Origin of the sequence: Komagataeibacter sucrofermentans DSM 15973, from assembly GCF_040581405.1 — a bacterium.
In the GTDB taxonomy this organism is placed as follows: domain Bacteria; phylum Pseudomonadota; class Alphaproteobacteria; order Acetobacterales; family Acetobacteraceae; genus Komagataeibacter; species Komagataeibacter sucrofermentans.
The window spans coordinates 1,497,883-1,524,228 of record NZ_CP137157.1; the positions used below are offsets into that span (position 1 = coordinate 1,497,883).

A 26,346-nucleotide genomic window follows, 5' to 3' on the forward strand; every position below is an offset into this window, starting at 1 on the left:
ATTCGTGTAATTCTCTTGAAGTTGGTGATGAAAGCCTTGCCTCGACCCCTGAAGATATTGCCGAGGTGCGAAAGCATATTGGGCCAGAAACTGCCGCCAAGCTACCTGTTCCTTGCCGAGCATTATGGCTACGCATCTATTTTTGGCGATGAAATATTTTCCATCTACCTTGGGTTCGATCGCAACACGCCCAGCGGTGACATTGCCGAACGCACCGTGCTCTATCGCCGCCAGAACGCCATAAAACCTACGGAAATCGTTCTGTGCCGGACGGATTTCGCGGAAATATTCGTGTTTGACACAACCCGTGCCGATGCACGGGGTGAATACCCGGTTCTGCGCACGGTCGGTGATGAATCAGCCCTGTACGCACCCACATTTGCTGATTTTATTGTAAAATACAGCCACGATGTCATGGCCTGACAGCGGGCGCTGGCCCTGACATAAATCCTACCTATGCCCCCTTGCCCTACTGGCGCCGCATTCGGGTTGTAGGCAGGTGTTCATGCATCCTGTCACGCCTTGCCCCGCGCGTGGTCACGGCCCCATCGGGGGCTGGTGATCCATGTTCGCACAACCTCACGCGGCACCGTGCGTTAAGCTTGCCATGACAGAACATGCACAACGCCCTGCCCAGCGTCGGGCGCGCCCCTTTGCCCTTCTTGCAATAATGCTGGGTTGCCTCGGGCTCCCTACCCTTGCGCGCCCGGCCCATGCCACGCCCCAGCATCTCACGCTTACGCCTGACAATACCGCCGTGCTGCTGCACGCGAGCAGTGTCATCGGCGCAATGGACGGGCAGTTCGGCAAGGTTTCCGGTACGCTGGATTATGACCTGTCGCGCCAGACCTGCCATGTGGACCTGACCATGGACGCCACAACCGTGCACATGGACACCATACTGGAGCGCAAGGCCGCGAAATCAGGCGGCATGCTGGGCACGGATCGCTGGCCCACCGCGCGCTACGTGGGCGACTGCCGGCCACATATCGTCAATGGCGGCGTGGCCTCGCGCATGGTGGGGCAACTGACCCTGCGCGGCCAGACCCATCCCATGACGTTTGATACCCAGATGGACTTTACCGGCAACACGCTCAGCGTGCTTGACAGCACCGGCACGTTCGATGGACGCAAATGGGGCATGTCCACCATGCTGCATACCGTAAGGCAGCCCATGCGCACCGAAACGCGCATCACCCTGCCCAATTCACTCCACTAACCCCGCCGCGCAGAAAGTGCACGACACATGACCGATGAGACGACCGCCCCCCGCACTCTGGCCGAGATTGCAAGCTATCATGTGCATGTCTATTTTGATGATGCCACGACACGCCAGGCCGCAGCCCGGTTGCGAGACCGCATTGCCGAGCGCTTTGCCGTAAGGCTGGGGCGTTGGCATGATGTGGCGGTCGGCCCCCATGTGGCCCCCATGTACCAGATCGCGTTCGAGACGGGGCTGTTCGCAACCTTCGTGCCCTGGCTCATGCTCAATCATGGCGGGCTGAGCCTTCTCGTGCACCCGAACACGACCAATCCCCGCCGCGACCATCTGCGTGACGGCATGTGGATTGGCCGCCCCCGCGCCCTCCTTGCCGACCGCCTGCCCGAACAGACCGACGCCCCCGATCGCGCGGGCGAGGTCAATACACGGCCCGATGGCAGCGTGAAAATCTGAGACCCGATTTCAAAACGATCCTTTGATATAGATTTCCCGATACCGCCTTTTTTTACAAAAAGGCGGTATTTTTGATACTTTTTTTAAAGAAGCCGCCCCAGAAATATTATTACGGAAACAAGGCCCCGCACCCCTGTTTCCATCAGTTTCTGCAGGGGCGTCCAGAGTGTTTTTTTACAAAATCGTTCAGGCGGGGCGCAGGCATTGTTGCAATCGGTCTGTTTTGGTAATGCACTGTAACATTGTCCTGCTGGATAATGACGGCATCATCCCTTGAGCCTGTGGCCTGATCGGACCCGTTTTATATGCAAACGCTGTTGCAGCCTGTGCTTCGTGTCAAAATGTCCAGCGATGTGCATGAGCGTCTGAGCGAACTCCATATTGCCTACCCTCCAGGCCCAAAACGGCAACGGCGCGCGGCGATGGTGCGCGAGCGCGGCCTTCTGTTCATTCATGTGCCCAAAAATGCTGGAACATCCATCACCCGCGCCCTTTACGGCATGGATGTAGGGCATGAAACCATCCGGTATTTCCAGCGCCGACTGCCCGATCTGGTGCGCTTTCCCACCTTTGCCATCCTGCGTGATCCGGTTCAGCGCTTTCTGTCGGCGTATCGCTATGCGCGCGCGGGTGGTGGTGGGGCGCGGCATGTGGCGCAGGGGTTCCGGGCACATTACATGGCGCTGCGTGACCTTGACGATGCGCTCGATCTGGTGGCACAGGCGCGCAACCCCTACCATATCGACCATATTTTCCGGCCACAGACATGGTATCTGACCGGGCACGATGGCGCCATTGCGGTCAACCACCTGTTCATGCTTGATGAAATGGCGCGTATCGAACGCTTTATCGCACCATTTGGCAGCGGGCCGATCACGCATGTCAACGCCACGGCAGCCGGTGATAAAGGCGAACTGCCAGGCCCCGACCAGATCAGGCGGATCAGGCAGATTTACCGTGCCGATTATGACCTGATCGCCCAAGCCCGGCAGAGCCGGTAAAACCGATTACATCCTGCCCCACCCCACTATCAGGCAGGATATGCGATAATGGTGAGGGGCCAGTCAGTATCGGGTTCAGTCGCCAGCCGCGCCAAGCGTGGGGTAGTCGATATAGCCTTGTGGGCCATGGGTATAGAAGGTGGACGGGTCTGGTGGCGTCAGCTCCGCTCCCGTGCGCAGGCGTTCAGGCAGGTCGGGGTTGGCAATAAAGGCTTGGCCAAAGGCGATGGCATCGGCCCAGCCTGCTTCAACGGCTTTTTCCGCGCTGGTGGGGGTGAATTTTTCGTTGGCGATATAGACACCACCGAACTCTTTTTTAAGTTGCGGGCCAAGGCTGTCCGGCCCCTCCGCCTCACGTGCGCAGATGAACGCAATGCCACGCCTGCCAAGTTCACGCGCGACATAGCCAAAGGTAGCGGCAGGATTGGAATCCCCCATGTCGTGCAGGTCGCAGCGGGGCGAAAGATGCATGCCTACCCGGTCTGCTCCCCATACATCAATCGCGGCATCGGTCACCTCAAGCATGAGCCGCGCCCGGTTCTCGATCGGACCGCCATACTGGTCGGTGCGGTGATTGGTGGAATCCTGCAGGAACTGATCAAGCAGGTAGCCATTGGCGCCATGAATTTCCACGCCATCAAAACCGGCAACCCTGGCCAGTTCCGCTCCCCGGCGGAAAGCAGCAACAATGCCCGGTATTTCATCGGTGCGGAGTGCGCGGGGAGTCACGTAATCCCGTTTGGGGCGCAGCAGGCTGACATGGCCCTTTGCCGCAATGGCACTTGGCGCGACCGGGGCCGCACCATCAAGAAAATACGGGTCCGAAATCCGGCCTACATGCCATAGCTGCATGAAAATGCGCCCACCGACCGCATGCACGGCAGCGGTGATCTTTTTCCATCCTTCCGCCTGCTCTTCCGACCAGATGCCCGGCACATCCTCATAGCCGATGCCCTGGGGCGTAACCGGCGTCGCCTCAGACAGGATCAGCCCCGCCAGTGCGCGCTGGGCGTAATAATCGGCCATCAGATCGTTGGGAATATGGTCAGGCCCCGCGCGCAGGCGCGTCAGTGGCGCCATGATGATGCGGTTGGGCAGCGTAAGGGCACCGACCTTAAGCGGTGTGAACAGGGTTGGCATGTCACGTCTCCACGGTTCAGTAGAGGCAATGATGGGCGCATAGCCAGCCTGTCGCAAGAGTACGGTGCCGCATGGCGGAGCACACAAATCTTGCACCCGGCAATGGTTGAAGGCACGTGGGCGGGAAACGGGCGGGCTTCATCATGAGCGCCCGTTCTGGCCGGAAGGAGCGTTTAGTGGCCGCCGTTCACGCATGTGGCGGGCATCTGGGCAGCCTGCATGCCCGGGCCCGGCGTGCAGTACCACGAAATATGTTTCTGTTTGTTGATGCGGGGCGTGATCAACATGCTTTTGTTGTGGGATGTCACCGTAATGGCCATGTTGTGGTCATTCAGCGCCAGGGTGTCGCCATTCTCCAGATGGTCTTTCTGGCCAATCTGGGCCAGCGAGGCGGGAACATCATGATTATTGATGTAGTAATCCTCCAGCGCGGAGCGGGCCGTGGCTGTTTCGCCATACATGAAGTGCGCGCGCAAACGGGGCAGCTGGTCACGATAGATGGGCAGGCCGACCATTATGATGAAAAAGATGATGTAGAAATAGAGGATCACCATCCCTGCCCCGCCAATCCTGCCGCCATAGGGCACCATGGCGGCCAGCACGCCTGCCCAGCGGTTACGGCGCGGCAGGCTGGCCTCATGCCCCATGACACGGGCCACGCGCTTGGTCAGCCACGGATAGCCGCCCGTCAGTTCATGAAAGGACATCCAGAAGCCTGCGGTCTCGGCCACCTGCCTGCCGTAACGCTCAAGGTTGATGTCCTTCCACCGCGCCCGCCCGGCAGCGAGCGCTGCCAGGGCGCGGGCCGCGTTTTCTGGCGTGGTGGAACATGCCGCGCCATGGCGGTCGCACGTGCTTTCCTTCGCGCGGGAATAGGCTGCCCCCAGCAGCGGCAGCCAGAGCGCGGGCCAGCGCAGGAAATGCTTGCCAATATGGCGCATGCGCAGGTGGCCCAGTTCATGCCCGAGGTAAAAGCGCACGCCATCGGGGTGCTCGGCCATGGCATCGACCACGTCAGATAGCAGCACGACATATTGCAGCCCCAGAAACCGCGCGGCGAAGGCATTCATCATCCCGCCGCCCTGCAATACATAGACCTGCGGGTAACCATTGATCTGCAATGTCCGGCAACATGATATGAACTGCGCGTGCAGATCGGGAAACTGCGCCTCGGTAACTTCCACGCCGTTGCCCTTGATATGGGCGATCAGGGCAGACTGCGCGAACAGGTAAAGCACATAGCCTATCAGGACATAGATCAGCATGATGCCGAATGTGCCCGCCAGCATGAGCACCCAGAACAGAATTCCAAGTATCAGCGTTATTTTTGAAAGTGTATATTCGCGGGGATAAACAAGTTCATCCCTCTCTATGCTAGCCATGTCAGTATCCCGAAAAATTAATTACCGTAAGCGTATCTGTATTTTTATTTCATATTAAAATTGACAATAGAAGCCATTAATTATTCCCATTATTTGCAATAAAATTATATCAGGAATTTTATCAGGGCGATGGTCTGAACGCCTATGGCACGGCCCTTTCGGGAGCCGTGCCATAAGTGATCCGTCATGTTTTATGTGTAAGTCAGATTATCATGCCTGACATTACAGGCCTTCATGCGTCTTGACGTTGGAGGATGACATGACGTGATGCCAGACCACATCTCCGTTATAGATGATATCCAGGGTTTTTTCCTTGCCATGCGACCCGTTGGAGAATGCGCCGTAATAGGGAATGAAATTCGTGCCGTTTGCCTTGGTGGTAGCGAAGCTGTACTGCCACTCTTCATGCCCGCTATCCGTAAAGTGGGTGCTCATCGGGTCACCAAACATGGCCCGTACCTGCTGCTTGGTTGTCACGTTATCATGAATCTTCTGGTCGATGGTGTCGGCCGTTTCGTTCTTGATGGAAGTATTGCCGGAGGAAGCACAACCGGAAACCAGAAGAACAGCGGTAAGGCAGCCCGCAATGGCGAATTTTTTCATTAATAATTTTTCCATTAACTTAACAAAAGTAAATTATATCTTTGACTTACATCAAGATCTTCTTTTTCCTGAAATATAGACGTGAGCGATAAAAATCCAGAGCAAAAAACACACTACTACAGAATTTTCGGGAAAAATGGCGCGTTTATCTTTAAACATATATATTTTTTACGTTTTATTTGAAAAAATTCAGTAATAATAAAGAAATTTTCAAAATCTCTCAGGCGCATCACAATCAGGCCTGCCACATTTTTGCCACACTTCGCAACAATTGTGTCAAAGCTTATATAATCTACGGTCCCGCTGATGGTGGCAGGGTAGCGCGGATGGCAGTGGAATACTCCGGTCCGATCACCGCATGCGCGGGCCGTCTGATGCGGCTGGCATCATGGACTGCGGCAAAATCGGGGTAGCGCTTCGGGTCATAGGGGCCAAGCAGGTTCATGTCATAGGCCATGCTGGCGGTGTGGCCGCTCAGTATGATGCGCCAGTCAAAACGGTAGCGCAGTTTCGCCCCCGCGCGCGCCAGGATGCCCGTGGTGCAGTTGTCGCTCAGCGTGTTGTACCACAGCGGGTGGCGAATAATGTCATGGATCGCACTTGTATAGCTCAGGAACAGCCGCTCGCGCACGGCAGGCGAGAGATCAAGCCGGTATAGATAAACCCGCTCCCGGCGCACATCCGTGCGCACGCCAATCAGGTCACGCTCATCGGCCGTGACATAGAACAGTTCGTAATGATGGAAGAACCCCGCAATGGTGGAATAGGGAAAACGCGCCTGCCTACGGGTTTCAATCGACATGGCAAGATGCTGCCCGTCGCTGAAGCCAAAGCTCAGGAAGACATGGGCAATATTTTCACCCGCCCAGTAGGATGTAACCAGATCGACCCGCTCGAGTTTGCTCAGGTCATATGTGGCGTCATACCATGCAGGCAGGTAATCGGTTACCGAGCGGTAGCGGAAATTGCGCACGTTATGCACATGCACCATATCGCCCTCACGCCATGTATCAGCCGGTATGGCGTATTCCTCCGCCCAGACCCGGTCATTGCGCGGCGGGTCGGTCACGTACCAGCCTGTAAGCGTTACGACCGCCACGCCCCGCGCCATATGCCCGAGCCGGACCGAACGCAGCCACCCTGCCCCCACCATGATGGCGGCAAACGCAGCGCTCAGGCCCAGCCGCAACGCATCAGGCACGATGGTGGAATAGTACAGCGCCGCCGTGCCCAGCACTGTTGCCACGCCCAGAACAGACCGCAGGCCAATCACGCGCCATCGGCGCAGCCCAGGCAGGCTCATGGCTTTGCTGCAATGCGCGTGCCCCGGGGGCTGGGCGCATACCGGGCAAGCTGTTCAAGCAGGATGCGCTGCACCTCGGCTATGGTGAAGGGGTTTGACTGCGTGGAATGTTCCGAATGGCGCACGATCAGTTCTGATTCCACGTCAGGGATATGCGCGCTGGCATAGGAGACCACGCCATCATCGGCATGGGCCAGGTCCCGCCCTGCCCCGCATACGGGAATGATGGAGTGCACATGCACATCGGGCATGATGGGGATTGTGGGCAGCGTGCGCATGAAGGCGCTGTGCGGCGACATAGCGTACACGCTGCCCAGCCGCGGAATGCGGTTATCGACATGCGTGCTGTCACCCGCTCCGGTCACGATTTCACGCGCCGTTTCTGTAACCCGCAGCGGCAGGCTGGCCATGCCGCCCACCAGCTGGGCGATCGACTTGCCTGCAAGGTAGCTGCCATGCTGCGGGGTGGAGATGAACACCACCCGGTCGATCTCGGGCATGGGGGTGGGAAACATGGTCTGCCGGATCAGCGCCATGGTGTCGGCATTGAGATGGAAGGTGGAAAGTGGCCGCCCTGCCGTGCCATCCCACAGCCTGTTACTGGGGTTGATGACCAGCATCCGCGCCAGAAGGCCGCCCTGGCTGTGGCCAATCAGCGTGATGTGCCCCAGCGCCGGGTCGGCCTGCACGCCGCCCAGGCTGTTCACGGCCTCGGTAATGGCATGGCGTAGCTGCCACGCCGAATACGGGATGGGATTGGCCGTGGCATAGGAGAAGAACCAGAAATCGAAATGATCGCGGATGCGCTTGTCCTCCAGCAGGTCATTGACCATGCTGGCCCAGCGGTAAGGGCTGGAGGCCGTGCCGTGTATGAACACCACCGGCATGCTGCCATGGTGGTGCGGGTTCATGGCGATCAGGCGCGGGCGGGTGCCGTCATAGGTCGTGCCGTCAAAGAACCCCCGATATTCCTTGGTGCCCAACGCGGTATCCACCAGGCTCAGGGCGCGGGCGGTGGTCTGGTCATAGGCGGCGGGCACATGGGCGTGCGCGATGGGGGTGTCGGGGCTTTCATCCATTATGCGCAGCACCAGCCGCCCGCTGGGGTGGTCACCAAGCACCTGCGTGCGCGGGTTGTCCATTTCCAGCACCATGCTTGCGGGCAGGCGCAGCTTTTCCGATATGACGAAGCTGCCATCAGGCGTGCCTTCAGGCTCTGGCTGGTTCTGGGGCACGGCGCGGTTGCGTGTTGCATCATCCTGCGCAGGGGCCGCGATGTCGGCTACGGCGGAAGGCGCGCGATCGCCCGCGTGCTGCAGCGTCTGGCCGCTGCTGGCCGGGCGGGCGGGTGCGGCAGGCGTGGCGCGGGCCAGCACGGTCAGGGCCTCGCCAAGGCCGGGGGTATGATAGACGTTATTGATACCCCCCACACCAAGGGTTGCGGTGGGGCGGATATTTTCCAGCACGCGGCCATGCCAGCGCAACTGGGCGGGGTCGGCGCTCAGCGCCAGCGTGCCAAATGGCAGGGCGCGGCTCTGGCTGGCAATATTGACCGGGGCGGGAAAGGCTGCGGTGAGGCCCAGATTGTACAGATCGCAGGCCTGTCGAAAACGCGCATCATACGGGCTGGGACCATTCACCTGCCCCGGCTGCAGATAGGCATAGGCATAGAGGCTGGCAGCCAGAAAATCCTGTGCATGGTGGTGGCGCAGGCCCTGCCTGTAGCTCAGTTCCGCCAGGGCAAACAGCACATCGGCCTCATCATCGCGGCCCGCCGCCTGCGTGCGCAGGGTGGCAATGGCGCGGTCGGGCCTATTGCGCCATAGCGGCAGCAGGCCATGGCGACGCAGCACGATCAACGTGGTATTGCTTGCCTCACGCCCCGCCAGCGCCGTGCGCGTGGCGGCGCGGTAGCTATGCACCAGCGAGACCTGCCGCACGCTTACCGGCCCCGCGCAGCCTGCAAGGAGGGCTGCGGCCAGCAGGCTGGCGCAACGCAGGCGGCGTTTGATGCGGGTGGGGGCAGCAGGCTGCATGCCGGGGGCAATCGGTTTCATCCCCTCAGGTTAAGCACCCCTGTGGCTTGCAGGGAACAGGCAATCGTCCTGCATGGCGTTGGTTTCGCCCCGGCGCAGGCAGCGGGTCATAAGGAAGGCTGGGTATCGGGGGCAATGGCGCCCTCACCCGTTCATCAGCGCCAGCCCTTCCGCCACGGATACGAACTCACCGCCCATATCCACCTTGTCGGCACCAAAGCGGCGGGTGAACAGCGCGCGCACGGCGGGCACGAATGATGTGCCGCCAGTCAGGAACACGCGGTCAATGCTGCCTGCGGGCAGGCTGGCGCGTTCCAGTGCGGCTTCCACCGCCTCATCAAACCGCGCAAGGTCGGGCGCGATCCAGCCTTCGAATTCCGCGCGGGTTATGGTGCGGTGAATGCGCACATCGCCATATTCATAATCCAGCGTAGCACTCTGCGCGCTCGACAGTTCCCGCTTGGCCTGCCCTATGGCGCGATACAGCGCCTGGCCCTGCTGGGCCTCGATGATGTCGATCAGCGCCTGTATCTTTTCTGGCGCGGCGGCGGTGCGGGCCACGTCGCCCATGTCGCGCAGTGTCTGGGGCGTGCGCATCAGCGCCAGCCGGTGCCACCGCCCCAGCGCTGCATACCATTCGGCTGGCACCGGCAGCGGCTGGCCACCCATCACGCGATAGGTGGTGTTGCGGCCAAGTTCGGGCGCGATCACGTTATCGATAATGCGGTAGTCAAGCTGGTCGCCTGCAATGCCCACGCCCGCATAGCCCAGCGGGGCAGCACCCTGCCCGCTTGACGGGTCGAAACGCAGGATGGAAAAATCGCTCGTGCCGCCGCCAAAATCACCGACCAGAACGGTGGCGGGAGTCGTGAGGCGCTGGGCAAAGTGCCAGCCTGCCGCTTCAGGCTCGAGAGCCACGTCAACATGATGGAAGCCCGCCTGCGCAAACCCTGCCCGCAGGCGGTCCTCGCCAAACGCATCATCGGCGCGGGCACCGGCAAAATGCACCGGCCGCCCCACGGTGGCGCTGACCTGGGCGGGGTCGATATCGAGCATGCGCATCAGGCACGACAGAAAGCGCGCCACCAGTGATTCCAGCGTCATCACCTGGCCCAGCAGCCGCGTCTGCCGAAAGGACGACTGCGCCAGATACGACTTCATGGACATGATGAGGCGGCTTTCCGCCGGGTCTTCAAGGTAGGCATCGACCGCCGCCGCCCCTATGGCTTCGTGCAGGGAGGCGCTGCGGGACTGCATCTCGTCATGCCACAGACACAGCAGGGTGCGGCATGTCTCGGTAGGCGGATGATGGGGGAAAGTGAAGCGCGCGGGCTGTGGCCGGCCCTTGGCGTCCAGCACCACCACAACGGTATTGGTCGTGCCGAAATCTATGCCAAGCCGCACGCCATGGGGGGGCTTTATGGAAGACATGCGGCCTCCCATACGCGCCGATGCTGGCCGTGTCCATCGGGGTCATTCACATTTTGCGTGGGGTGGCGTAGGGGGTGGTATCATGACCTTGCCGTTCACCTGCGCCAATGCCCGCTATCGCACCGATACCCGACACGGCCACCCCCATGGCCCGGGGCAGGCCCATGGCAGCGTGCTGGAAGCACCATTGGTCACACAGGCCGATACGGGCGATACGCTGTGGCTGGAATATGTCATCGGGCCAGAAGGCGCGCGGTTCTGGCTCATGTGGTATGATGCCCGTGGCCTGCCGCGCCTGACCAACAGCGCGATCATGGACCATGCCAACCTGGCCATCATGCTGCGTGCGTTGGGCTACGGCGCGGCACTTGCTGCGGTGCAGGCATCCCTGCTCCCGGCCCCTCACGCACCCTGATCCGGCTACCCGGTTTTGCCGATGGGCGGCTGGCCTGTTATCAGAATCCCTGCACCCCTTTTTGCCGCATGTGGCACGAGACGATATGATGAACCCATTCCCCACTCCGGCCCGCCGTGGCCTGATGCAACTTGCAGCCCTTGGCGCCATCGTTCTGCTTGGTGCCTGTACTGCCCGTCATGGCCCGGCACGGGCGGCGCGGATCGGCATGCCCAACCCGGCTTCCGCCTATTGCCAGCATCTTGGCGGCAGGCTTGAACTGCGCACGTCCCCACAGGGCACGAGTGGCTGGTGCCACCTGCCTGATGGTAGCGTGATGGAGGAATGGGCCCTGTTCCGCCGCGACCATTCCGCCGGGCGGCCGTGAAGTCAAGCCGCACGCCCCGGCTCGCCCTGCTGGGCCTGCTCGGGCTTGCGGGGTGCGGCGATGCCCTGATGGCGCGCAGCCTGCCCCCAGAACAGGACTGCAGGCAGCGCGGCGGAACATGGCGCGTAATGCCCGATGGCCATACCGGGCTATGCACCCTGCCACCGGGCGCAAGCGTGGCAGGTGCCCGCATCATGCCGCGCCACCCACGCCCTGAAAAGCGTCTGTAATATTTGTAATACGTTGTTTTTTAACATTCTTCAGACCCCCACCGTCCGGCATGTCGCGCCACATCATCAAGGCGCTCCGTAACCGTCGGGGGCAGGCCGCATGCAACTGTGCCGCACGTTACCCGTTCTGGGTCAGGCAGGCTGTTTCACAAAGTCCCCTGCCGGTCGGTCATTGTCCACAATGGCCCTGAGCCGTCCTTTACCCGGCATGGTGTTTTCTGAAACAGCCTCCTGACGCAACAAGGAGGAACCCGTGCCCGTAGCCGAGACCACCACCCCGCACCGCTTCACGCCCATTGGGGTCATGGCCCGTTCATGCGCCCTTGTGGTGGGGATGGCGCTTATCCTGCCCCTCATGGCCTGTAGCGGTCGCATTGGGGAGGACGCCTGCATTTCCTGCTCGGCGGAAAAAGCGGACAAAACGGACACGCCCCCGCCCCCACATGACCCCGCAGCCCCTTCCGGCAATGCCGTGGGCGAAGGTGTGGGTGGGCCCACCGGCTCGCCCCAGCAGGCGGGACAGGATCAAAGCCCTGGCGCCGCCAGCGCGCCGGGCATGTAAAGCGTGGCAGGGGCCGCACGATCATTCACAGCAACGTGTTTTTCATGCCTGCCAGGCGGGGTGAACCCCCCAAAGCCAGGCGCGTTCGACCCTTGCCACCCTATTGAACAGAACCAAGGAGGATACAGGATGCGGTTTACCGTTATCCCCACCCTCCCCATCGCATTAGGGTTGGGGATCGGGCTGGCAGCAGATGCATATGCCGATGACCCGGCAACACCGCAGCAGGTCGCGGCCTGCAAGGCCGACGCCCTGCGGCTGTGCCCGCTGGACATACCGGATACAAGACAGGTTGCAGCCTGCATGCAACGCAAAGTCACCCGTCTGTCGCCTGCATGCCGGGACACCGTGCAGGGTAAATAATACCGTCCCGTGACCGGGGCACGTCAGGGCGCGGCCAGGGCATGTCCCGCTACCGCTTCTCGGAGGCTCACATGACGATTTCGCGTAATGTAACCGACATGACCACCCGCATCGGTGATTTCCTGACAGGGGCGCAGGGCGACCGCTCCGGCGCATTGTCGGTTCTCAACGACATTCTTGGTCCCCTGCCCGCGCCAGACGAACCCAGCATGCTCGAACACCGCGCGGAGGAAGCGGGCATGCTGCCGCTGATCCGCACATGGCAGGAGCACGACAAGGCCCCGCATGCCGATGAAAGCACGATCCATGCCCTGTTCCGCCCGACGGAACTCGAGCATTTTTCCACCCAGACGGGACTTTCCGAACAGGCTGCGATGAAGATCCTGCGCGAGATGCTCCCTTCGGCCATCCGTCACCGCGCACTCAATGCCCGCGCGGGCTGGCAGCCGGAAACCACGGCCGACCCCAACCTGCACTGACACACAACAACCAGGGTTAGGGTTACTTTTTTTCAGCCTGCCACACCGGGGCGCTTTCCGCCCGGTGGGGCAGGCTTTTTTTGTAGGCAGGTCGCTTCTTTATTCCTTACTCACGTCCTGACTGCATGGTGGCTGACGGACGAACCGGCTGCCCGATTTCGCGCAAGGGGTAGCCCGCCTTGACCCGCTGCTCGATATCTTCAAGCGAGCAGCCCCGCGTTTCAGGCACAAGGAAGTAACTGATCAGGAAGAAAACCGCATTGAAACCGGCCAGAAGCCAGAAGATGCCGTAATCCCCGATAAGACTCATAATGGACAGGAAAACATTGCTGATCAGCCAGTTGGTTATCCAGTTGGCGAAGGTGGAACATGCGATGGCCAGCCCGCGCCCCTGCAGGGGCTGGATCTCGGTGCACATGGTCCACGGCACTGGCCCCTCGCCCAGGGCATAGCCCAGCGTGAACAGCACCAGCAGCGCGATGATGGCAATACTGCCCATGCTGCCCCCCACATGCGCAAACAGCACAAACCCGAATGCACACAGGCTGAAAGAGGCCATGAGCGTGCTGATCAGCAGCAGCGGGCGACGGCCCCAGCGGTCAATCAGCATGATGGCCGCACCAGTCGCCACCATGTTGGCAAGGCCGAGCAGTGTCGTGCACCACACCGCCGACTGCACCGAAAAACCAAGATGTTCAAGCAGATGCGGGGCATAATACAGCAGGATATTGATGCCCGCGAGTTGCTGGAAGATCTGAAGCGCCATGCCCAGGGCCAGTGTCTTGCGAAACCCGGCGGAGGTTTTGAGGAGTGCAAGGCCGTTTCCCCTGGTTTTCCTCAGGTTCTGCTCGATCCGGTCGAGTTCATTATTGGCGCGCTCCCGCGATCCACGCACTTTTTGCAACACGCCACGCGCCTCGCGCCTGCGCCCCCGCATGGCCAGCCAGCGCGGTGAATAAGGCACCTGTGTCGTGGCCAGAATGAAAATTACCGTCGGCACGGCCAGAATGCCCAGCATCCACCGCCAGTGCCCGCCATAGGAGAGCAGGCTGTCTGACAGCAGGGCAAGGAGCATCCCGGCCGTGATGACAAGCTGGTAGAGCGAAATCATCGTGCCGCGCTGGCTCTTTTCCGTAATTTCGGCAATGTAGAGCGGCGCTGAAAAAGATGCGAAACCCACCCCGATGCCAAGGCAGACGCGGCCTGCAATCATGATGGGAATGGACGGGGCAAGCGAACACAGCGCAGTGCCAAGCAGGAACAGCAGCCCGGCATAGAACATCGCCCCCCGCCGCCCCCGATAATGCGAAACCGGGATGGCCAGAAGCGACCCCCCTGCCGCGCCAAGCATGAGCGAGGAGACAATCCATTCCTGTGCGCGCTCATTGGCCCCAAGGTCGAGCCCCATGAACTTGAGCGCCCCGGCAATCACCCCGGTGTCGAGGCCAAACATAAGCCCGGCAAGCCCGGCCGCCCCGGCAAAGAGAAAAGCGTTCCGACGTCCTTGCTGCACGCTGTCCCGATAGGACAGGTCATCATGCTTCAGAGTATCGTCATTCACGATGAAAAGCCTTTTTATCGTTATAGTTACAATATAAAACGCCCCTCCTGAAAAATAGTTCTATGAAATGTGGTCACCCATCCATGATCAGTAAGGCGCGGGACGATATGTGATGAACCGACTTCAATATAGTATTATAAAAATGCCAGAAAACAATAATTCCTGCAGGCTTATACGCCCCCTCGGTTTCATCACGGCACGATAGTGGTTTTTTATTGCCATCTGACTGAATATGGCAATTACCGTTCAGCCCGCTATCCTCTTTTCAGGAATTAACTTGTTTAAAGGCGATGCTGATTGTACGATTCGGGCAGAAATTTTAAAAATGTAATGATTTTACTAGAAATAATTTATTGTGGTGATTGCATTATTTATGAAAAAGTATTATATACTGTCGCCGTTGGTTTTTTCATCTTTTCTTACGGGCTGCTCCCATTACTGGACACCAGACCCCATGCGCCCGACCCATCTGGCGACAGTGGTGGATTCAGACGCCACGCTGTGCCTCTCTGTCAAACATTCGCGGCATGCATCAAAACTGGTCAGGCATACCCTGAAGCAGGTCATAACAGATAGCCCTCCTTACAGGCAGGCGCATCACCTGCCGCCCGTGATCCCGCATCCTGCGCACAATGAAGGCAGGGTGGAAAAGGATGCATTCTGTCCCCTTTCCCCCGTTTTCAGGCATGAAAAATGGAAGATCGTCTATATTCTAAAAAAAGTTGCCCATGAACCCAGACCAGGCTGGGTCAGCTATAGCTACAAGGAAAACGTGGACATAAGCGCCGCGATATTTGATAAATATGGTTACAATCAGGAACCCGCTCGACCGCATAAAAAATCCATGCCGGCACCGCCTGTAATCAAACGCCCCACCCCAATTGATTTATGGATCCAGAGGCATCTGTCTTACCCCCAAGCCGCAAGCAGTGCAGGGATTGAAGGCTATACAACCGTAAGAGTGTGGATCATGCCACAGGGTAAAGTCAGGTCGGTGCGTTTTATAAAATCTTCGGGCAATATTCTTCTTGATAACGCAACCATGAATATGTTTACAGGAGAGAGGTTGCCAGTTAATCGACATGGTAAGATGGTTAATCATATTGATTTTACAGTTCATTACGCTGCATCAAGCCAAAATAAATATTTTTGAATTATTTTTAGGACATTTTTTCAATATGGCCACAACATTAGAAAAGAAAATATATCATAATTCATCTATACTTTTATTATTATATTTTCTGGCAGGATGCTCCCATTACCGGACGCCAGACCCCATGCGCCCTGCCCATCTGGCTACGGTTCTAAGATCTGACAGCCTCTGCCGCTCCATCGAACATTCCCGGCATGCATCTGAACTGCTGGCTGCTTCCATTAATAAGGGCATTACCAAGAGCCCCACTTACATGCACGACCATAATCTGCCGCCCGGCACTTATAACAGACCATCCGTTACAGCCAATGTTCAGAAAGAAAAACGCTGTAAGTTGGTCGTTACGTTCAAGAACGAAGATATCAAAGTTCAGTACAGCCTGCAGAAGGTTGCGCACACAAACGAAAATGGTTCGCTGACTTACAGCTATCCTGAAACAATTCTGTTCCATGATGATTTCATGAAGAAATATGGCTATGACCATGCCGTGATGGAGCCAGACCAGCAGGCTGGGGCACCTGACCGACCAACATCTGAAAATGGCGACAGGATCAGTCTGTGGATCCGTCAGCACATGGTCTATCCGCCTGAGGCGCGTCAGGCCGGGATTGAGGGTTATACAGCCGTAAAATTCTGGTTGTCGCGGCAAGGCGACATCCGGTCTCTGCGGTTTATAAAATCTTCGGGCAACATTTTGCTCGATAACGCCACCATGAACATGTTTATGGGAAAAAAGATTCCGGTTGACCCGCGACAGAAAATACCATCGCCTTTAAATATAAAAATAAACTATTACCTTGCTCCATCACATTAATCCTGCCCCCTTGCGCATGAAACCGGGCCGGACCATCGGGCGTTTAAATGTTCTCCCTGACCACAGGTGACCCATGCAGCCTGATCGCCCCCTTGTTGCGGCCATTCCCGTGCGGAACGAGGCCGAGCGCATCGGTCCCTGCCTGCTCGCCCTCGGTCGCCAGCATGCAGCACGCCTGACCCATGTGGTGGTGCTGCTCAACAACTGCACCGATGCGACATTACACACCGTACAGGCCATAAGCGGCAGGCTCCCTTTTGCCCTTCACGTGGTTGAACGCACCTATCCGCCCCTGATTGCCCATGCCGGCACTGCACGGCGCGCAGCCATGACGCATGCGGCTGAACTCGCGGGGCCAGAAGGCATCATGCTCACCACCGATGCCGATGCCGTGGTGGCGCCGGACTGGCTGGACCAGACGCTCGCCGCTTTTGCCAAGGGAGCCGATGCCGTATGTGGGCGCGCGTTGATCGACCCGGTGGAGGCCGCGTGCCTGCCCGCCTGCCTGCATGATGATGACCGGGCGGAAACTGCCTATGCCACCATGCTCGACCGTATCCATGACCTAGCCGACCCTGATTTGCATGATCCGTGGCCACGGCATGTCGAGCATTCGGGAGCCAGTATTGCGGTGCGGGCTGGCCCGTACCACCGCGCAGGCGGCATTCCCGCCGTGCCACTTGGCGAGGACCGGAGGTTTCTGGCCGCCCTGCGCCGCGTGGATGCCGCCATCCGCCACGCGCCTGATGTGTGGGTGAGTGTATCAGGCCGGGTCGCGGGGCGCGCGCGCGGCGGCATGGCCGATACCATGGCCCGCCGCCTGATCCGGCAGGATGAAATGCTCGATGAAAACCTGGAGCCCGCCATGGCCTGCCTGCACCGCGCCCAGGCCCGCGCGGCCTTGCGCCCGCTATGGGGCCACCCCATGCGCCATGGCCCCTGGCGGGCGCGGGGCGAAAAACTCGCGCGTCAGTTGATGCTGCCCGCCACCGCCCTGATCGAGGTCTGCGCGGAACCGTTTTTTGGACTGGCATGGGACAGGCTGGTGGCTGCAAGCCCCCTTCTGCGCCGCCATCCTGTCCGGCGCGCGGGCCTTGTAGTCGAGCACCAGCACGCTGCCCGGATTGTGCGACGCCTGTTGCACGCGCAGGCACCGGTTCAGCCTGCGCTTGGTGAGTAAGACGGGGTTCTTTGCTGCTGTTTATAAAAAATTTCCGTTTTATTGAGTGTTTTGTTGTGCAACAGCGCCCAGCATGTCCAGCCGGTAATGGGGGTGGTGCTGGGTATGTGTGACCTGCATCCCGGCGGCAAGGCACGTGGCTATAAAACAGCGGGCGGCCTCGTTGCCATTGCATGGCGTGTCGGTCGGGCCGGTCCAGTTGACCAGTAAGATGGGGGCTTGTGGCTGCCGCACGCGCAGGCAATGGGTGGCAAGCCGCGTAATATCGGCACGCGAGAGAAAATACAGCAGTTCCGAAATAATGATGAGGTCACACGACGCCGCTGGCAGGCCAGGAAAACCATCAGGCAACTGTCCCCGGCAAAACGTCACTCCATCCAGCCCCGCACACCGGCGTCGTGCCTGCGCAAGGGCGGCTTCGGCCACATCTACGGCCAGCAGGTGGTCGCATTGCCGTGCCAGAAGGGCGGTCATGGCCCCAATGGAACACCCGAGTTCCAGCGCATGATGGAACCGCTGCCCCGCCAGCAGCGCAAGGGTGTGGCGGTATTTGTCGCGCTCATACGGGCGGCTTCCCACCCCCCACGGGTCGGAACTGGCTGCATGAATGCGCTCGAACACGGCGCGTGGCCAGCTTGCCCCGCTCATGGTGCAAGAAAAACCTCAAAATCCGTTATCAGCGCCGCCAGCAGGCTGGCAGGCAGGCTGAAGCCGGTGGGATCATCGGTAATCAGGCCGCCATACTGGCTTTCATGCGCGCTGACGGCACGCGCCTTGAGGGCGCGGTAAGGCGCGATGTCAAGCCGCAGCCCCACGGGTGGCGCATGGTCAAGCTCTGTCTCCGCCGCCAACAGCCAGCCCCAGACCGGATAGGCCAGCAGCCTCAGGGCATGATGGTGGTGCAGGGCAAGACCCATTTTCCATACGGCTTCATGATCGCAATGCGGATCAAGCCGTGAGGGCGCGAAAACCGTGGCGCAGCCATGCTGCATAGCCAGACTGGCCAGATCGCGCACGAGATGATCAAAAACCGGCCCCTCATGCGCAGTCGCTGCATCCGGCTGGTTCAGGAACACCACGCGCTCCGCCTCCAGCCCCAGACAGGCCAGCGCGCGCAGGGCCTCCTGCCGCCGCTGTTCCCGCAGGCGCGGGGCAGGCCACTGGCGCGAACGGGGGTGCGAGGCCGCGCCATCGGTTACGATCACGACAATTGGCGGCCGCCCGGCCTGGCAACACGCGGCAATCAGGCCACCACAGCCCAGGCTTTCATCATCAGCATGCGGGGCCAGGATCAGGGCCGTGCCGGGCGCAATAATGGGCAGGGGGGCCAATGGCAGGCTGCGCCACGCTGCGTGCAGGCTGGCCGCCTTCATGGAAAAGCCTCCGTGGGCGGCAGGTCGCGGTGCGTGAACCATGCAGCCGCCTCGCATAATGCTTCATCCGGGGCGGGCTGGCGCAGATAGGTGGCCAGATCGCGGGTCAGCCGTTCTGCCACGTTTGTCTTGATGAAGGCCGAAAGCCCCAGCCCGCGCTGGAGCAGTTCAATCACCTCCAGCCCTGCCCGCTCCACCGCAATCCGCGCCAGATTGACGGTGGCGGTGATATCACCCGCCTCGTAACGGTCCTGCACCGTAGCCACCAGGGCGGCCCTGCGGGTCCAGTCCAGGGCGGTCTGGGCCGCGATGAGTGCCCGACCGATGCGCGCCTGCTGGGCCGGAGCCTGCGCCCGCCCGCGCGCGGCAAGCTGTTCGCGCAGCACGGTGGTGAGCCGCTCGATCCCGCCAAGGGCCACGGCGATAGTCCGCCATGCCCCGGCTGAAAATTCCGGCTGGCGCAGATAGTCACCCGCCTGCCCGATCAGGCTGTCTGGCGCAACCGACAGGCCCGCGAAATCGCACTGCCCCGTGCCTGCCCCCCGCATGCCGCTCAGTCCGCCGATGGAGGGATGGATGACGCAGTCCTGCCCCACAGCAACGAGCAGCATGACCGTCGTGCCCGCCTGCGTGCGGGCCGTAACCAGCGCCCGCGTTACATGCCCCGCGCCTGAGGCAAAGGCCTTCTGCCCGCGCAGGATCAGGCCCTGAGCGGTCTGTTCCAGCTGCAGGGGATGCGCGCCATCGGTCACCCATACGCCAAGCAGCGCGCCCTCGCGCACATCGGCGGCGATGGCGGCACATTGGGCCGGAGAGCCATAACGGCTGACAAGGCGCAGGGCGTTGACATGCCCTTCCACCACACGGCCAAGCGCCAGGCTGCCCTGCCCCACCAGCCGTAACAGACGCAGCAGGCCCGTGGCGGCCTCGGGCGCTGCATCGGGCCAGCAGCCGCCAAACGCCAGTGGCAACGCTGCGGAAAAGACGCCCAGCGCCCGCAGGCGCATCAGGCCATGGGTGGGGAAAACCGCCTGCGCGTCGTTCGCGCTGGCCTCCGCCTCAAGTTCGGCACGACAGGCTGCCAGGGCTTCAAAGGGAAAACTCATGCAGGCAGGCTCCGTATTCCCGGAAAACAGGAAAACGCCGCAACCGGGTCAACCCGCCAGCACCCCTTCCCTGCCTGCACAAACAGCACCGGAGCGCAATTGGTTCCCCTCAGATCATGCGCTACGACCCGGAGCCGATCGACTTCCCGGCCCTGTCCGCCTTGCCTCACTCATGATCTGGCTGCCGATCGGTCCTAGCGCCGGCCCACAATATCGGCCACCTTCACGGCATAGCGATCGGTCATGCCCGATACGAAATCGGTCAGTGCATGCAGGGCGTCATAGGCATTGGTGACATGGGCGACCGGCAGCCGCAGGGCGCGCACCACCTGTGCATGATAGGCGCTCAGCCGGGTGCTGTCCCATTCCACGGCCCGGAGTTCATTGAGTAATGGCAGGAGGCCATCAAGAATGCGGTAGACGACATTGCGCCCGTAAACCTCAAGTTCCGTCTTGCGCGCCGCGTTGAAGATCTCGGTCCGCGCTACCTGCCTTATGGCCTGAAATTCGTCGCCAAGCCGTGAGGCCTCGACAAGCGAACGCGGGAAGTCTCCTGCCATGATGGCCGCGTAATTGTCACGAAACGCCTCCACGCACGCACCAATCGCGCCGCTTATGGCCTTGGCGCGATAGATGGAGACGACATCGGCACGGCTGCGTTCGGGGTAATCCCTGCGCGAGTGGGCCGTGAGTGCGCCAAGCAGATCGGTTGCCACCTCGAAGCTGATATCTTCCGCAAGGTAGGCATCTTCGAGGTCCATGATATTGTAGCAGATATCATCCGCCGCCTCCATCAGGAAGGCCAGCGGGTGCCGCCGCCACCATGAGCCGACAACCTGCCCACTGCCGTCGCGCACATCGGTGCGCCGCAGCCCGAGTTCGGCTGCGACATGGGCGAACGTGGGCACATCATTCTCGAAAAACCCATATTTCTTGAGGCCGATATAAGGCGCACCCTCAACCACGCCCTCAGCCCCCGCAAGCAGCCGGACAGGCGCTGAAACCGGGTATTTGGTAAAAGCCCCGAGCGAACCCAGCGCAAGCCGCATGCCGCCCTGGTTCCTGTACATTTCGGTACGGGTGAGAATGCGAAAACCCTGCGCATTCCCCTCAAAGGCATTGAACTCGACCCGCTGCGCGGGCGTGATCTCGTCCATGATATCGTGGTCGGTGGCAAATTTTTCCTTGAACCACGATCCGATGGCCTCTTCCCCGGAATGACCGAAAGGCGGGTTGCCGATATCGTGCGCCATGCATGCCGTCTGCACCAGGCCCGCCACCACCTTGACCTGGTCGGCGGTCAGTTCCTTGAGGTCATCGGCCAGCCATGACCCCACTTCGGTGCCCAGCGAATGCCCCACCGTTGCGGCCTCAAGGCTGTGAATCAGGCGGTGATGCACATGGTCATTATCATAAAGCGGGTGAACCTGGGTCTTGTTCGCCAGCCTGCGGAAGGGCGGCGAGAACAGAATCCGGTCCATGTCCTGCATATAGGCGGGGCGGTGCTCTTCCTGCCTGTAATCGGGGTCGTTCAGGCGTTCGGTGTTAAGAAGCGTGTTCCAGTGCATGCCCGCTCAGTCCCTGATGGCAATATGTGCGCCATCATCCGTGCTGCTTCTGCCCCGGTCAAGCCGCGGGCGCTCGCCATTAATCCTCGCCGCCCGACCCGCACAGGAATTCGATTGCCCACATAGCCAGCCGCATCACCGCCCATGTTAAAAAACACAGCAGGATGCCGTTACGGATTACTATGGAAATCTGATAAATCATATTCCATTGGGTCACGCGTCATTGTTCCTTCCAGCCAGGAATTCTGGCTTTATGATATGCGTTTGCACCTTCACGCCTTGATTTACCAGCATTTCCTACCTGATATTCCCTTGATCTGCATGGTCAGGGGCAAATAAATACCAGAGTACCGTGTTGTCATCCGTCATCTGCTGCCCTGCCTTTCCGCCTCACCCGCATTGATTGGTGTTCATGCAAGGCTCCGCGGGTGGAAGCCTTGCCCTTCAGGCCTTCGTTCAGCTTACAGGCTGCGTTTGCAAAAGTATATGTTTCGTTATCGAAACACATAAGCATTGCACGAAGCGGATGCGCTTTTCCAACAGTGCCTTAGCCGATGCTCGGGCTACATTTTTTTCATACGACACTGCGTCATAATAACACTGGATTTGCTGGCATGTGTTAGCCGACACATCCGTAATGAAGAAAGATCAGGCAGAAGGGGTTTCGGCTCCTGCCGTTTCTGTTTTCGCGTGCGCTGGTGGTTTTCCTTGCCACCCGTTCGTGGCAGGCTGGGCAGCATGAAACCAAACCTGCTGATCAGTGGCTGTCTTGCAGGCCTGCCGGTGCGCTATGATGGCTCGGCCCGCCCCCTTCTGGAGCACAGCCTGGCACGATGGAAGGCGGAAGGACGCGTGATGGTCTGCTGCCCCGAAACGCAGGCTGGCCTCATGACCCCCCGCCCTCCGGCTGAAATTGCGCAGGGACGCGATGGCGCGGCCGTGCTTGACGGGCTGGGTCATGTTCATGAAGCGACAGGGCAGGATGTATCGGCCCCGTTCGTGGCGGGTGCTCATCTTGCACTAGCCATGGTCCGGCAGCATCACTGCACACTGGCGCTGCTTATGGATGGCAGCCCCTCCTGTGGCAGCAGCTTTATTTATGATGGCACGTTTAGCGGCACGCGCCATGCCGGAATGGGGGTAACCGCAGCACTCCTGCGCCGCTACGGGGTGAGCGTGTATGCACCGGCGCAGTTTGCGCTTGTCGCAGCCAGAATGGATTGAGCCTTGCCGCACGGATGCAACGTATCATGATGCAGCCGGTAGCCACCGTAGCGCAATCGCGCCCGCCCGGCCCGCAGCGTGATGGCATGCATGCTACCATGCGTCTGGTCCTGCGCTTTTTCATGCTTCTTGTCTGTGTCGCATCACTGGCCGCCTGCGCCGACGATAATCCGCGCCTGGATAACAATGCGCGCGCGGCATCGGATCATGGCAATGGCGGCCCTCAGGGCGAATGGGGCAGTCTGGGCGGCGGCTGGAGCGGGCCAGGCAATATGGGCTGGTAGAGACCGGTTTTTATTTATGCGATATAAATAATATATAATCCATCTGACCGGCAGTAACGATACGGCCACGACCATCGGGATCAGTCAGGCCTCGCACCATGACTTCTTTGCAAAATGCATGACACAGGCAGGCGCATGGCAATAAAGACCCATGTAATAGAACCTGCCTGTTCACGCCTCAGGTAACGCGCTACCACACACCACCGTTACAGGCATAAAGGCAGATATGATGGATGAAGCTTTCTGGCAGGCGAAGTGGGAACGCGGCGAGATCGGCTTTCATGAATCCCGCCCCAATGCCCTGCTCACCCGCTACCTGCCCACCCTGCGCCTGCCTGCGGGGGCGCGGGTTTTCGTGCCCCTGTGCGGCATGAGCCTCGATATTCACTGGCTGCTGGCACAGGGCTACGCGGTGGTGGGCTGCGAACTCAGCCGCATTGCCGTAACACGCCTATTTGCAGCGCTCGGCCTTGTGCCGCATGTCACGCCCCTCGGCGCGCTTGATCGTTTCGAGGCGGGAAAACTCTGCGTTTTTGTTGGCAATATCCTCGACCTTACCCCCACGCAGCTTGGAGCGGTGGATGGCGTCTATGATCGCGCGGCGCTGATTGCCCTGCCCGCTCCCCTGCGGGTGGCCTATGCCAGCCACCTCGTTGCGCTGACCCATGCTGCGCCGCAACTGCTCATCTGCCTGGAATATGACCCGTCATGCCGGGCAGGCCCGCCCTTTCCGGTGGATGAAACGATGGTGCGCGCGTATTACGCCCCGACATTCACGATTACCCGCGTGGCACGACACGCCGTGCCCGGTGGCCTGAAGGGTGTCTGCCCGGCATGGGAAAGCGTATGGACCCTGACGCCCCCGCCGCACGCCACCGTGCCCTGAGGCCGCAAGCGCGTGCCCCATCCATCGTCATTTGCCCGACGGGTTGCCCGTTGCAATCCACAACACGAGTGCTGGAATAAAGAAATACAGCGCCGTGGCCGCCAGCATCCAGGGCATGATGAAAGACATGTCGGTATGCAGCACGTAGTGGCAGATCAGATTGGCAAGCCCCAGCATGACCACAACGCACAGGCAGGCGCACAGATTCATCACCGGTGTGCGCTCCGCGTTGATCTGCCGGATGTGTTCTATAATCGATCGCATGATTCCGCCTGTATCCGTATGGGTGCCGGGGCCGTATCCAGTCGGGCCAGATGGCGGCCCGAAACCTTCAGGGTGTATGCCACCCCTGCCCGGCCTCGTGTTGCCCCTTCTATAAAGCCCGCGGAACAGGAAGTCACTTCCATGAACGGGCGCGTGACACAGGCCATTTCGCGGGCTGCGTGCCTTCCGCCGCCGGTTTTTTTGCTGTAGCGTGCGGGGATGTTGACACGCGCTTCGCTTACGGCCACGGATCTCGCTCGCGTTCTTGAGCAGAGCACGGATTGCGTCAAACTGCTTGACTGCAATGGCAACCTGATCTGGATGAACGCCAACGGCCTGTGCGCCATGGAGATTGACTCCTTTACGCAGGTCGCGGGCGCGCGGTGGGCCGGGTTATGGCCCGATACGCTTCAGGTCGATATAGAAAGCGCCTTCCAGTCCGCCCGCGCGGGTGAAACCGCCCGTTTTCGCGGGGCGTGCCCCACGGCCAAAAACGACCCGCGCTGGTGGGAAGTCAGCATAACGCAGGTATGCGATGATGGCGGCAGGCCCATCGGCTTTCTGAGCATATCGCGCGATGTGACCCAGGCCGAGAACGATCGCGAAGCCCTGCGGGTCATGATTGGCGAGATGCGTCACCGCCTGCGCAACAGCTACACCATCGTGTGCAGCCTTCTGCGCCGCTTTGCCGCTCATAGCCCCCAGCTTGGTGAATTCGTGGCGGATATGGAACCGCGCATCATGGCGCTGGCCCGCGCGCAGTCGCTGTTTGATGATGACACGACGGCAGCCGACCTGCGCGAACTGATCGAGGTGCTGGTCACCCCCTTCTGCGGCGCGGCGGAGGCGTGTTTTACGCTTGATATTCCCCCTGGCCTTACCCTTGACCGGCGCACGGCCGATGCCGTGGCGCTGGTGATCGGGGAATTATGCGTCAATTCAGCCAAGTATGGCGCGGTCAGCCAGGGCGGTCGCATTGGCCTGTGCTGGCAGGGCGAACCGGGTGCATTACGGCTGGAATGGGTGGAACATGCATCCCAGCCCGCCTCGGCCCTGTCTGGCGGGCGCGGACAGGGCCTGCGCCTGATCAGCCGCATCGTCAAGGCCTGCATGGGCACGTTCGACATGCAGTGGCGTGCAGACGGGGTCACTGCCACCATGTTCCTGCCCCTGCCGTCATAAGGACGTTTTCAGGCAGCCTTCAAGCGCCGGAAACGAAGCGTTTCCAATTTTGGCGTATCGGCAGGCCTATTGAGCCGTATTGTTAAGGCGTCTGCCGGGCAGACCCGGTAGCGTAGCACGCAATATAGCGGAAGGTCATGAATATGCCCAAGGTTCTCGTCCTGTATTACTCATCCTACGGTCATGTGGAAACGATGGCCCATGCCGTGGCCGAAGGCGTGCGCGAGGCCGGGCTGGAGGCCGTGGTCAAGCGCGTGCCGGAACTCGTGCCTGAGGATGTCGCCAAAAACCATCATTTCAAAACCGAGCAGGCCGCCCCGCTCGCCACCACGGCGGAACTGCCAGAATATGATGCGATCATCGTGGGCGCACCCACCCGCTTTGGCCGCCTGCCTTCGCAGATGGCCAATTTCTGGGACCAGACCGGCGGCCTGTGGCTCAAGGGCGCGCTCGTTGGCAAGGTGGGTGCGGTGTTCACCTCTACTGCAACACAGCATGGCGGGCAGGAAACCACGCTGTTCTCGCTTATGACGAACCTGCTGCACCATGGCATGGTCATTACCGGCCTGCCCTACAGCTTTCAGGGCCAGTTGCGGGTGGATGAAGTGACCGGCGGCGCGCCTTATGGTGCGACCACCATCGCGGCAGGCGACGGCTCGCGCCAGCCCAGCCCCACCGAGCTTGATGGCGCGCATTATCTTGGCCAGCACGTGGCCGGGCTTGCACGCAAGCTTACCGCCTGACCCGCCCTCCCCCGGCCCGTT

The 26,346-nt window shown here is 60.3% G+C and carries 29 protein-coding genes; 17 read left to right on the forward strand and 12 right to left on the reverse strand.

What is annotated here, in order from left to right; all coding sequences use genetic code 11:
* Window positions 1-78: 78 nt before the first annotated feature.
* The 4 genes from R5N89_RS07350 to R5N89_RS07365 all read left to right on the forward strand — a co-directional run bounded on the left by R5N89_RS07350 (window position 79) and on the right by R5N89_RS07365 (window position 2,676).
* The gene (locus R5N89_RS07350) at window positions 79-423 is read left to right on the forward strand and encodes an SMI1/KNR4 family protein (protein WP_167400880.1); all 345 of its coding nucleotides are present in this window, start codon (window positions 79-81) and stop codon (window positions 421-423) included.
* A 184-nt stretch (window positions 424-607) separates the two neighbouring features.
* Window positions 608-1,219 (forward strand): YceI family protein, encoded by a 612-nt coding sequence (locus tag R5N89_RS07355; protein ID WP_110569376.1) that lies wholly within the window; start codon window positions 608-610, stop codon window positions 1,217-1,219.
* A 27-nt stretch (window positions 1,220-1,246) separates the two neighbouring features.
* Window positions 1,247-1,675, forward strand: coding sequence for a DOPA 4,5-dioxygenase family protein (locus R5N89_RS07360; RefSeq protein ID WP_110569375.1), 429 nt, complete (start codon window positions 1,247-1,249; stop codon window positions 1,673-1,675).
* A 341-nt stretch (window positions 1,676-2,016) separates the two neighbouring features.
* The gene (locus tag R5N89_RS07365; protein WP_244192203.1) at window positions 2,017-2,676 is read left to right on the forward strand and encodes a sulfotransferase family 2 domain-containing protein; all 660 of its coding nucleotides are present in this window, start codon (window positions 2,017-2,019) and stop codon (window positions 2,674-2,676) included.
* Window positions 2,677-2,751: 75 nt separating this feature from the next.
* On the opposite strand, the gene R5N89_RS07370 is transcribed toward R5N89_RS07365, so the two are convergent.
* From R5N89_RS07370 to R5N89_RS07395, 6 genes are all read right to left on the reverse strand, one after another.
* Window positions 2,752-3,816, reverse strand: coding sequence for an alkene reductase (locus R5N89_RS07370; RefSeq protein WP_110569373.1), 1,065 nt, complete (start codon window positions 3,814-3,816; stop codon window positions 2,752-2,754).
* Window positions 3,817-3,989: 173 nt separating this feature from the next.
* On the reverse strand, window positions 3,990-5,198 hold the full coding sequence (locus R5N89_RS07375; RefSeq protein WP_110569372.1) for a M48 family metallopeptidase: 1,209 nt from the start codon (window positions 5,196-5,198) through the stop codon (window positions 3,990-3,992).
* A 222-nt stretch (window positions 5,199-5,420) separates the two neighbouring features.
* A complete protein-coding gene (locus R5N89_RS07380) occupies window positions 5,421-5,801 on the reverse strand; it encodes a hypothetical protein (RefSeq protein WP_244192202.1) in 381 nt (126 codons plus the stop codon).
* A gap of 292 nt (window positions 5,802-6,093) precedes the next feature.
* Complete coding sequence (locus R5N89_RS07385) at window positions 6,094-7,104, reverse strand: DUF4105 domain-containing protein (RefSeq protein ID WP_110569370.1); 1,011 nt, start codon at window positions 7,102-7,104, stop codon at window positions 6,094-6,096.
* Window positions 7,101-9,161: a triacylglycerol lipase gene (locus R5N89_RS07390; RefSeq protein ID WP_110569369.1), complete on the reverse strand. Its 2,061-nt coding sequence runs from the start codon at window positions 9,159-9,161 to the stop codon at window positions 7,101-7,103. Before R5N89_RS07390 ends, R5N89_RS07385 begins: the two co-directional genes overlap by 4 nt.
* Window positions 9,162-9,284: 123 nt before the next feature.
* The gene (locus R5N89_RS07395; RefSeq protein WP_110569407.1) at window positions 9,285-10,571 is read right to left on the reverse strand and encodes an Hsp70 family protein; all 1,287 of its coding nucleotides are present in this window, start codon (window positions 10,569-10,571) and stop codon (window positions 9,285-9,287) included.
* Between the two features lie 82 nt (window positions 10,572-10,653).
* Between R5N89_RS07395 and R5N89_RS07400 the strand changes: the two genes are divergently transcribed.
* The 5 genes from R5N89_RS07400 to R5N89_RS07420 all read left to right on the forward strand — a co-directional run bounded on the left by R5N89_RS07400 (window position 10,654) and on the right by R5N89_RS07420 (window position 12,987).
* Window positions 10,654-10,986 (forward strand): hypothetical protein, encoded by a 333-nt coding sequence (locus tag R5N89_RS07400; protein ID WP_110569368.1) that lies wholly within the window; start codon window positions 10,654-10,656, stop codon window positions 10,984-10,986.
* 85 nt (window positions 10,987-11,071) lie between these two features.
* Window positions 11,072-11,353, forward strand: a complete 282-nt coding sequence (locus R5N89_RS07405) for a DUF333 domain-containing protein (RefSeq protein WP_244192201.1) — start codon at window positions 11,072-11,074, stop codon at window positions 11,351-11,353.
* Window positions 11,350-11,583, forward strand: coding sequence for a hypothetical protein (locus R5N89_RS07410; RefSeq protein ID WP_110569367.1), 234 nt, complete (start codon window positions 11,350-11,352; stop codon window positions 11,581-11,583). Before R5N89_RS07405 ends, R5N89_RS07410 begins: the two co-directional genes overlap by 4 nt.
* A 253-nt stretch (window positions 11,584-11,836) precedes the next feature.
* A complete protein-coding gene (locus R5N89_RS07415; RefSeq protein WP_110569366.1) occupies window positions 11,837-12,145 on the forward strand; it encodes a hypothetical protein in 309 nt (102 codons plus the stop codon).
* A 434-nt stretch (window positions 12,146-12,579) separates the two neighbouring features.
* Window positions 12,580-12,987 (forward strand): hypothetical protein, encoded by a 408-nt coding sequence (locus R5N89_RS07420; RefSeq protein ID WP_110569404.1) that lies wholly within the window; start codon window positions 12,580-12,582, stop codon window positions 12,985-12,987.
* A gap of 106 nt (window positions 12,988-13,093) precedes the next feature.
* On the opposite strand, the gene R5N89_RS07425 is transcribed toward R5N89_RS07420, so the two are convergent.
* A complete protein-coding gene (locus tag R5N89_RS07425; RefSeq protein ID WP_244192200.1) occupies window positions 13,094-14,548 on the reverse strand; it encodes a sugar porter family MFS transporter in 1,455 nt (484 codons plus the stop codon).
* Between the two features lie 454 nt (window positions 14,549-15,002).
* On the opposite strand from R5N89_RS07425, the gene R5N89_RS07430 reads away from it, so the two are divergent.
* The 3 genes from R5N89_RS07430 (at window position 15,003) to R5N89_RS07440 (ending at window position 17,695) form a co-directional block, all read left to right on the forward strand.
* Window positions 15,003-15,701 (forward strand): energy transducer TonB, encoded by a 699-nt coding sequence (locus tag R5N89_RS07430; RefSeq protein WP_167400879.1) that lies wholly within the window; start codon window positions 15,003-15,005, stop codon window positions 15,699-15,701.
* Entirely contained in the window at window positions 15,652-16,515 is an 864-nt protein-coding gene (locus tag R5N89_RS07435; protein WP_167400878.1) for an energy transducer TonB, read from the forward strand. Before R5N89_RS07430 ends, R5N89_RS07435 begins: the two co-directional genes overlap by 50 nt.
* Window positions 16,516-16,588: 73 nt before the next feature.
* Window positions 16,589-17,695, forward strand: a complete 1,107-nt coding sequence (locus tag R5N89_RS07440; RefSeq protein ID WP_110569363.1) for a glycosyltransferase family 2 protein — start codon at window positions 16,589-16,591, stop codon at window positions 17,693-17,695.
* A 39-nt stretch (window positions 17,696-17,734) separates the two neighbouring features.
* On the opposite strand, the gene R5N89_RS07445 is transcribed toward R5N89_RS07440, so the two are convergent.
* The 4 genes from R5N89_RS07445 to dgt form a co-directional block, all read right to left on the reverse strand.
* On the reverse strand, window positions 17,735-18,343 hold the full coding sequence (locus R5N89_RS07445) for a class I SAM-dependent methyltransferase (protein WP_110569362.1): 609 nt from the start codon (window positions 18,341-18,343) through the stop codon (window positions 17,735-17,737).
* Window positions 18,340-19,068: a PIG-L deacetylase family protein gene (locus tag R5N89_RS07450; RefSeq protein WP_110569361.1), complete on the reverse strand. Its 729-nt coding sequence runs from the start codon at window positions 19,066-19,068 to the stop codon at window positions 18,340-18,342. Before R5N89_RS07450 ends, R5N89_RS07445 begins: the two co-directional genes overlap by 4 nt.
* Window positions 19,065-20,174: an acyl-CoA dehydrogenase family protein gene (locus R5N89_RS07455; RefSeq protein ID WP_110569360.1), complete on the reverse strand. Its 1,110-nt coding sequence runs from the start codon at window positions 20,172-20,174 to the stop codon at window positions 19,065-19,067. The genes R5N89_RS07450 and R5N89_RS07455 overlap by 4 nt, the downstream gene beginning before the upstream one ends.
* A 194-nt stretch (window positions 20,175-20,368) precedes the next feature.
* Complete coding sequence (dgt, locus tag R5N89_RS07460) at window positions 20,369-21,742, reverse strand: dGTP triphosphohydrolase (protein ID WP_110569359.1); 1,374 nt, start codon at window positions 21,740-21,742, stop codon at window positions 20,369-20,371.
* Between the two features lie 738 nt (window positions 21,743-22,480).
* Here dgt and R5N89_RS07465 point away from each other — a divergent pair.
* The 3 genes from R5N89_RS07465 to tmpT all read left to right on the forward strand — a co-directional run bounded on the left by R5N89_RS07465 (window position 22,481) and on the right by tmpT (window position 24,136).
* Window positions 22,481-22,966: a DUF523 domain-containing protein gene (locus tag R5N89_RS07465; RefSeq protein WP_110569358.1), complete on the forward strand. Its 486-nt coding sequence runs from the start codon at window positions 22,481-22,483 to the stop codon at window positions 22,964-22,966.
* Window positions 22,967-22,992: 26 nt separating this feature from the next.
* Window positions 22,993-23,250, forward strand: coding sequence for a hypothetical protein (locus tag R5N89_RS07470; protein WP_244192199.1), 258 nt, complete (start codon window positions 22,993-22,995; stop codon window positions 23,248-23,250).
* A 229-nt stretch (window positions 23,251-23,479) separates the two neighbouring features.
* Window positions 23,480-24,136: a thiopurine S-methyltransferase gene (gene tmpT / locus R5N89_RS07475; protein ID WP_110569401.1), complete on the forward strand. Its 657-nt coding sequence runs from the start codon at window positions 23,480-23,482 to the stop codon at window positions 24,134-24,136.
* Between the two features lie 27 nt (window positions 24,137-24,163).
* On the opposite strand, the gene R5N89_RS07480 is transcribed toward tmpT, so the two are convergent.
* On the reverse strand, window positions 24,164-24,400 hold the full coding sequence (locus R5N89_RS07480) for a hypothetical protein (RefSeq protein WP_110569357.1): 237 nt from the start codon (window positions 24,398-24,400) through the stop codon (window positions 24,164-24,166).
* Window positions 24,401-24,619: 219 nt separating this feature from the next.
* Between R5N89_RS07480 and R5N89_RS07485 the strand changes: the two genes are divergently transcribed.
* Both R5N89_RS07485 and wrbA read left to right on the forward strand, forming a co-directional pair.
* Window positions 24,620-25,582 (forward strand): sensor histidine kinase, encoded by a 963-nt coding sequence (locus tag R5N89_RS07485; RefSeq protein ID WP_110569356.1) that lies wholly within the window; start codon window positions 24,620-24,622, stop codon window positions 25,580-25,582.
* Window positions 25,583-25,725: 143 nt separating this feature from the next.
* A complete protein-coding gene (gene wrbA / locus R5N89_RS07490) occupies window positions 25,726-26,325 on the forward strand; it encodes an NAD(P)H:quinone oxidoreductase (RefSeq protein WP_110569355.1) in 600 nt (199 codons plus the stop codon).
* The last annotated feature ends 21 nt before the right edge of the window (window positions 26,326-26,346 follow it).

Bases quoted from the DNA above. Each gene is read 5' to 3' on its own strand.
- R5N89_RS07360 (WP_110569375.1), top strand. From the start codon at position 1,247: ATGACCGATGAGACGACCGCCCCCCGCACTCTGGCCGAGATTGCAAGC.
- R5N89_RS07395 (WP_110569407.1), bottom strand. From the start codon at position 10,571: ATGTCTTCCATAAAGCCCCCCCATGGCGTGCGGCTTGGCATAGATTTC.
- R5N89_RS07470 (WP_244192199.1), top strand. From the start codon at position 22,993: ATGATGCAGCCGGTAGCCACCGTAGCGCAATCGCGCCCGCCCGGCCCG.
- R5N89_RS07455 (WP_110569360.1), bottom strand. From the start codon at position 20,174: ATGAGTTTTCCCTTTGAAGCCCTGGCAGCCTGTCGTGCCGAACTTGAG.
- R5N89_RS07365 (WP_244192203.1), top strand. From the start codon at position 2,017: ATGTCCAGCGATGTGCATGAGCGTCTGAGCGAACTCCATATTGCCTAC.
- R5N89_RS07465 (WP_110569358.1), top strand. From the start codon at position 22,481: ATGAAACCAAACCTGCTGATCAGTGGCTGTCTTGCAGGCCTGCCGGTG.
- tmpT (WP_110569401.1), top strand. From the start codon at position 23,480: ATGGATGAAGCTTTCTGGCAGGCGAAGTGGGAACGCGGCGAGATCGGC.
- R5N89_RS07440 (WP_110569363.1), top strand. From the start codon at position 16,589: ATGCAGCCTGATCGCCCCCTTGTTGCGGCCATTCCCGTGCGGAACGAG.
- R5N89_RS07445 (WP_110569362.1), bottom strand. From the start codon at position 18,343: ATGAGCGGGGCAAGCTGGCCACGCGCCGTGTTCGAGCGCATTCATGCA.
- R5N89_RS07485 (WP_110569356.1), top strand. From the start codon at position 24,620: ATGTTGACACGCGCTTCGCTTACGGCCACGGATCTCGCTCGCGTTCTT.
- R5N89_RS07380 (WP_244192202.1), bottom strand. From the start codon at position 5,801: ATGAAAAAATTCGCCATTGCGGGCTGCCTTACCGCTGTTCTTCTGGTT.
- R5N89_RS07385 (WP_110569370.1), bottom strand. From the start codon at position 7,104: ATGAGCCTGCCTGGGCTGCGCCGATGGCGCGTGATTGGCCTGCGGTCT.
- dgt (WP_110569359.1), bottom strand. From the start codon at position 21,742: ATGCACTGGAACACGCTTCTTAACACCGAACGCCTGAACGACCCCGAT.
- R5N89_RS07430 (WP_167400879.1), top strand. From the start codon at position 15,003: ATGCGCCCGACCCATCTGGCGACAGTGGTGGATTCAGACGCCACGCTG.
- wrbA (WP_110569355.1), top strand. From the start codon at position 25,726: ATGCCCAAGGTTCTCGTCCTGTATTACTCATCCTACGGTCATGTGGAA.
- R5N89_RS07450 (WP_110569361.1), bottom strand. From the start codon at position 19,068: ATGAAGGCGGCCAGCCTGCACGCAGCGTGGCGCAGCCTGCCATTGGCC.
- R5N89_RS07405 (WP_244192201.1), top strand. From the start codon at position 11,072: ATGATGAACCCATTCCCCACTCCGGCCCGCCGTGGCCTGATGCAACTT.
- R5N89_RS07480 (WP_110569357.1), bottom strand. From the start codon at position 24,400: ATGCGATCGATTATAGAACACATCCGGCAGATCAACGCGGAGCGCACA.
- R5N89_RS07355 (WP_110569376.1), top strand. From the start codon at position 608: ATGACAGAACATGCACAACGCCCTGCCCAGCGTCGGGCGCGCCCCTTT.
- R5N89_RS07375 (WP_110569372.1), bottom strand. From the start codon at position 5,198: ATGGCTAGCATAGAGAGGGATGAACTTGTTTATCCCCGCGAATATACA.
- R5N89_RS07420 (WP_110569404.1), top strand. From the start codon at position 12,580: ATGACGATTTCGCGTAATGTAACCGACATGACCACCCGCATCGGTGAT.
- R5N89_RS07390 (WP_110569369.1), bottom strand. From the start codon at position 9,161: ATGAAACCGATTGCCCCCGGCATGCAGCCTGCTGCCCCCACCCGCATC.
- R5N89_RS07370 (WP_110569373.1), bottom strand. From the start codon at position 3,816: ATGCCAACCCTGTTCACACCGCTTAAGGTCGGTGCCCTTACGCTGCCC.
- R5N89_RS07400 (WP_110569368.1), top strand. From the start codon at position 10,654: ATGACCTTGCCGTTCACCTGCGCCAATGCCCGCTATCGCACCGATACC.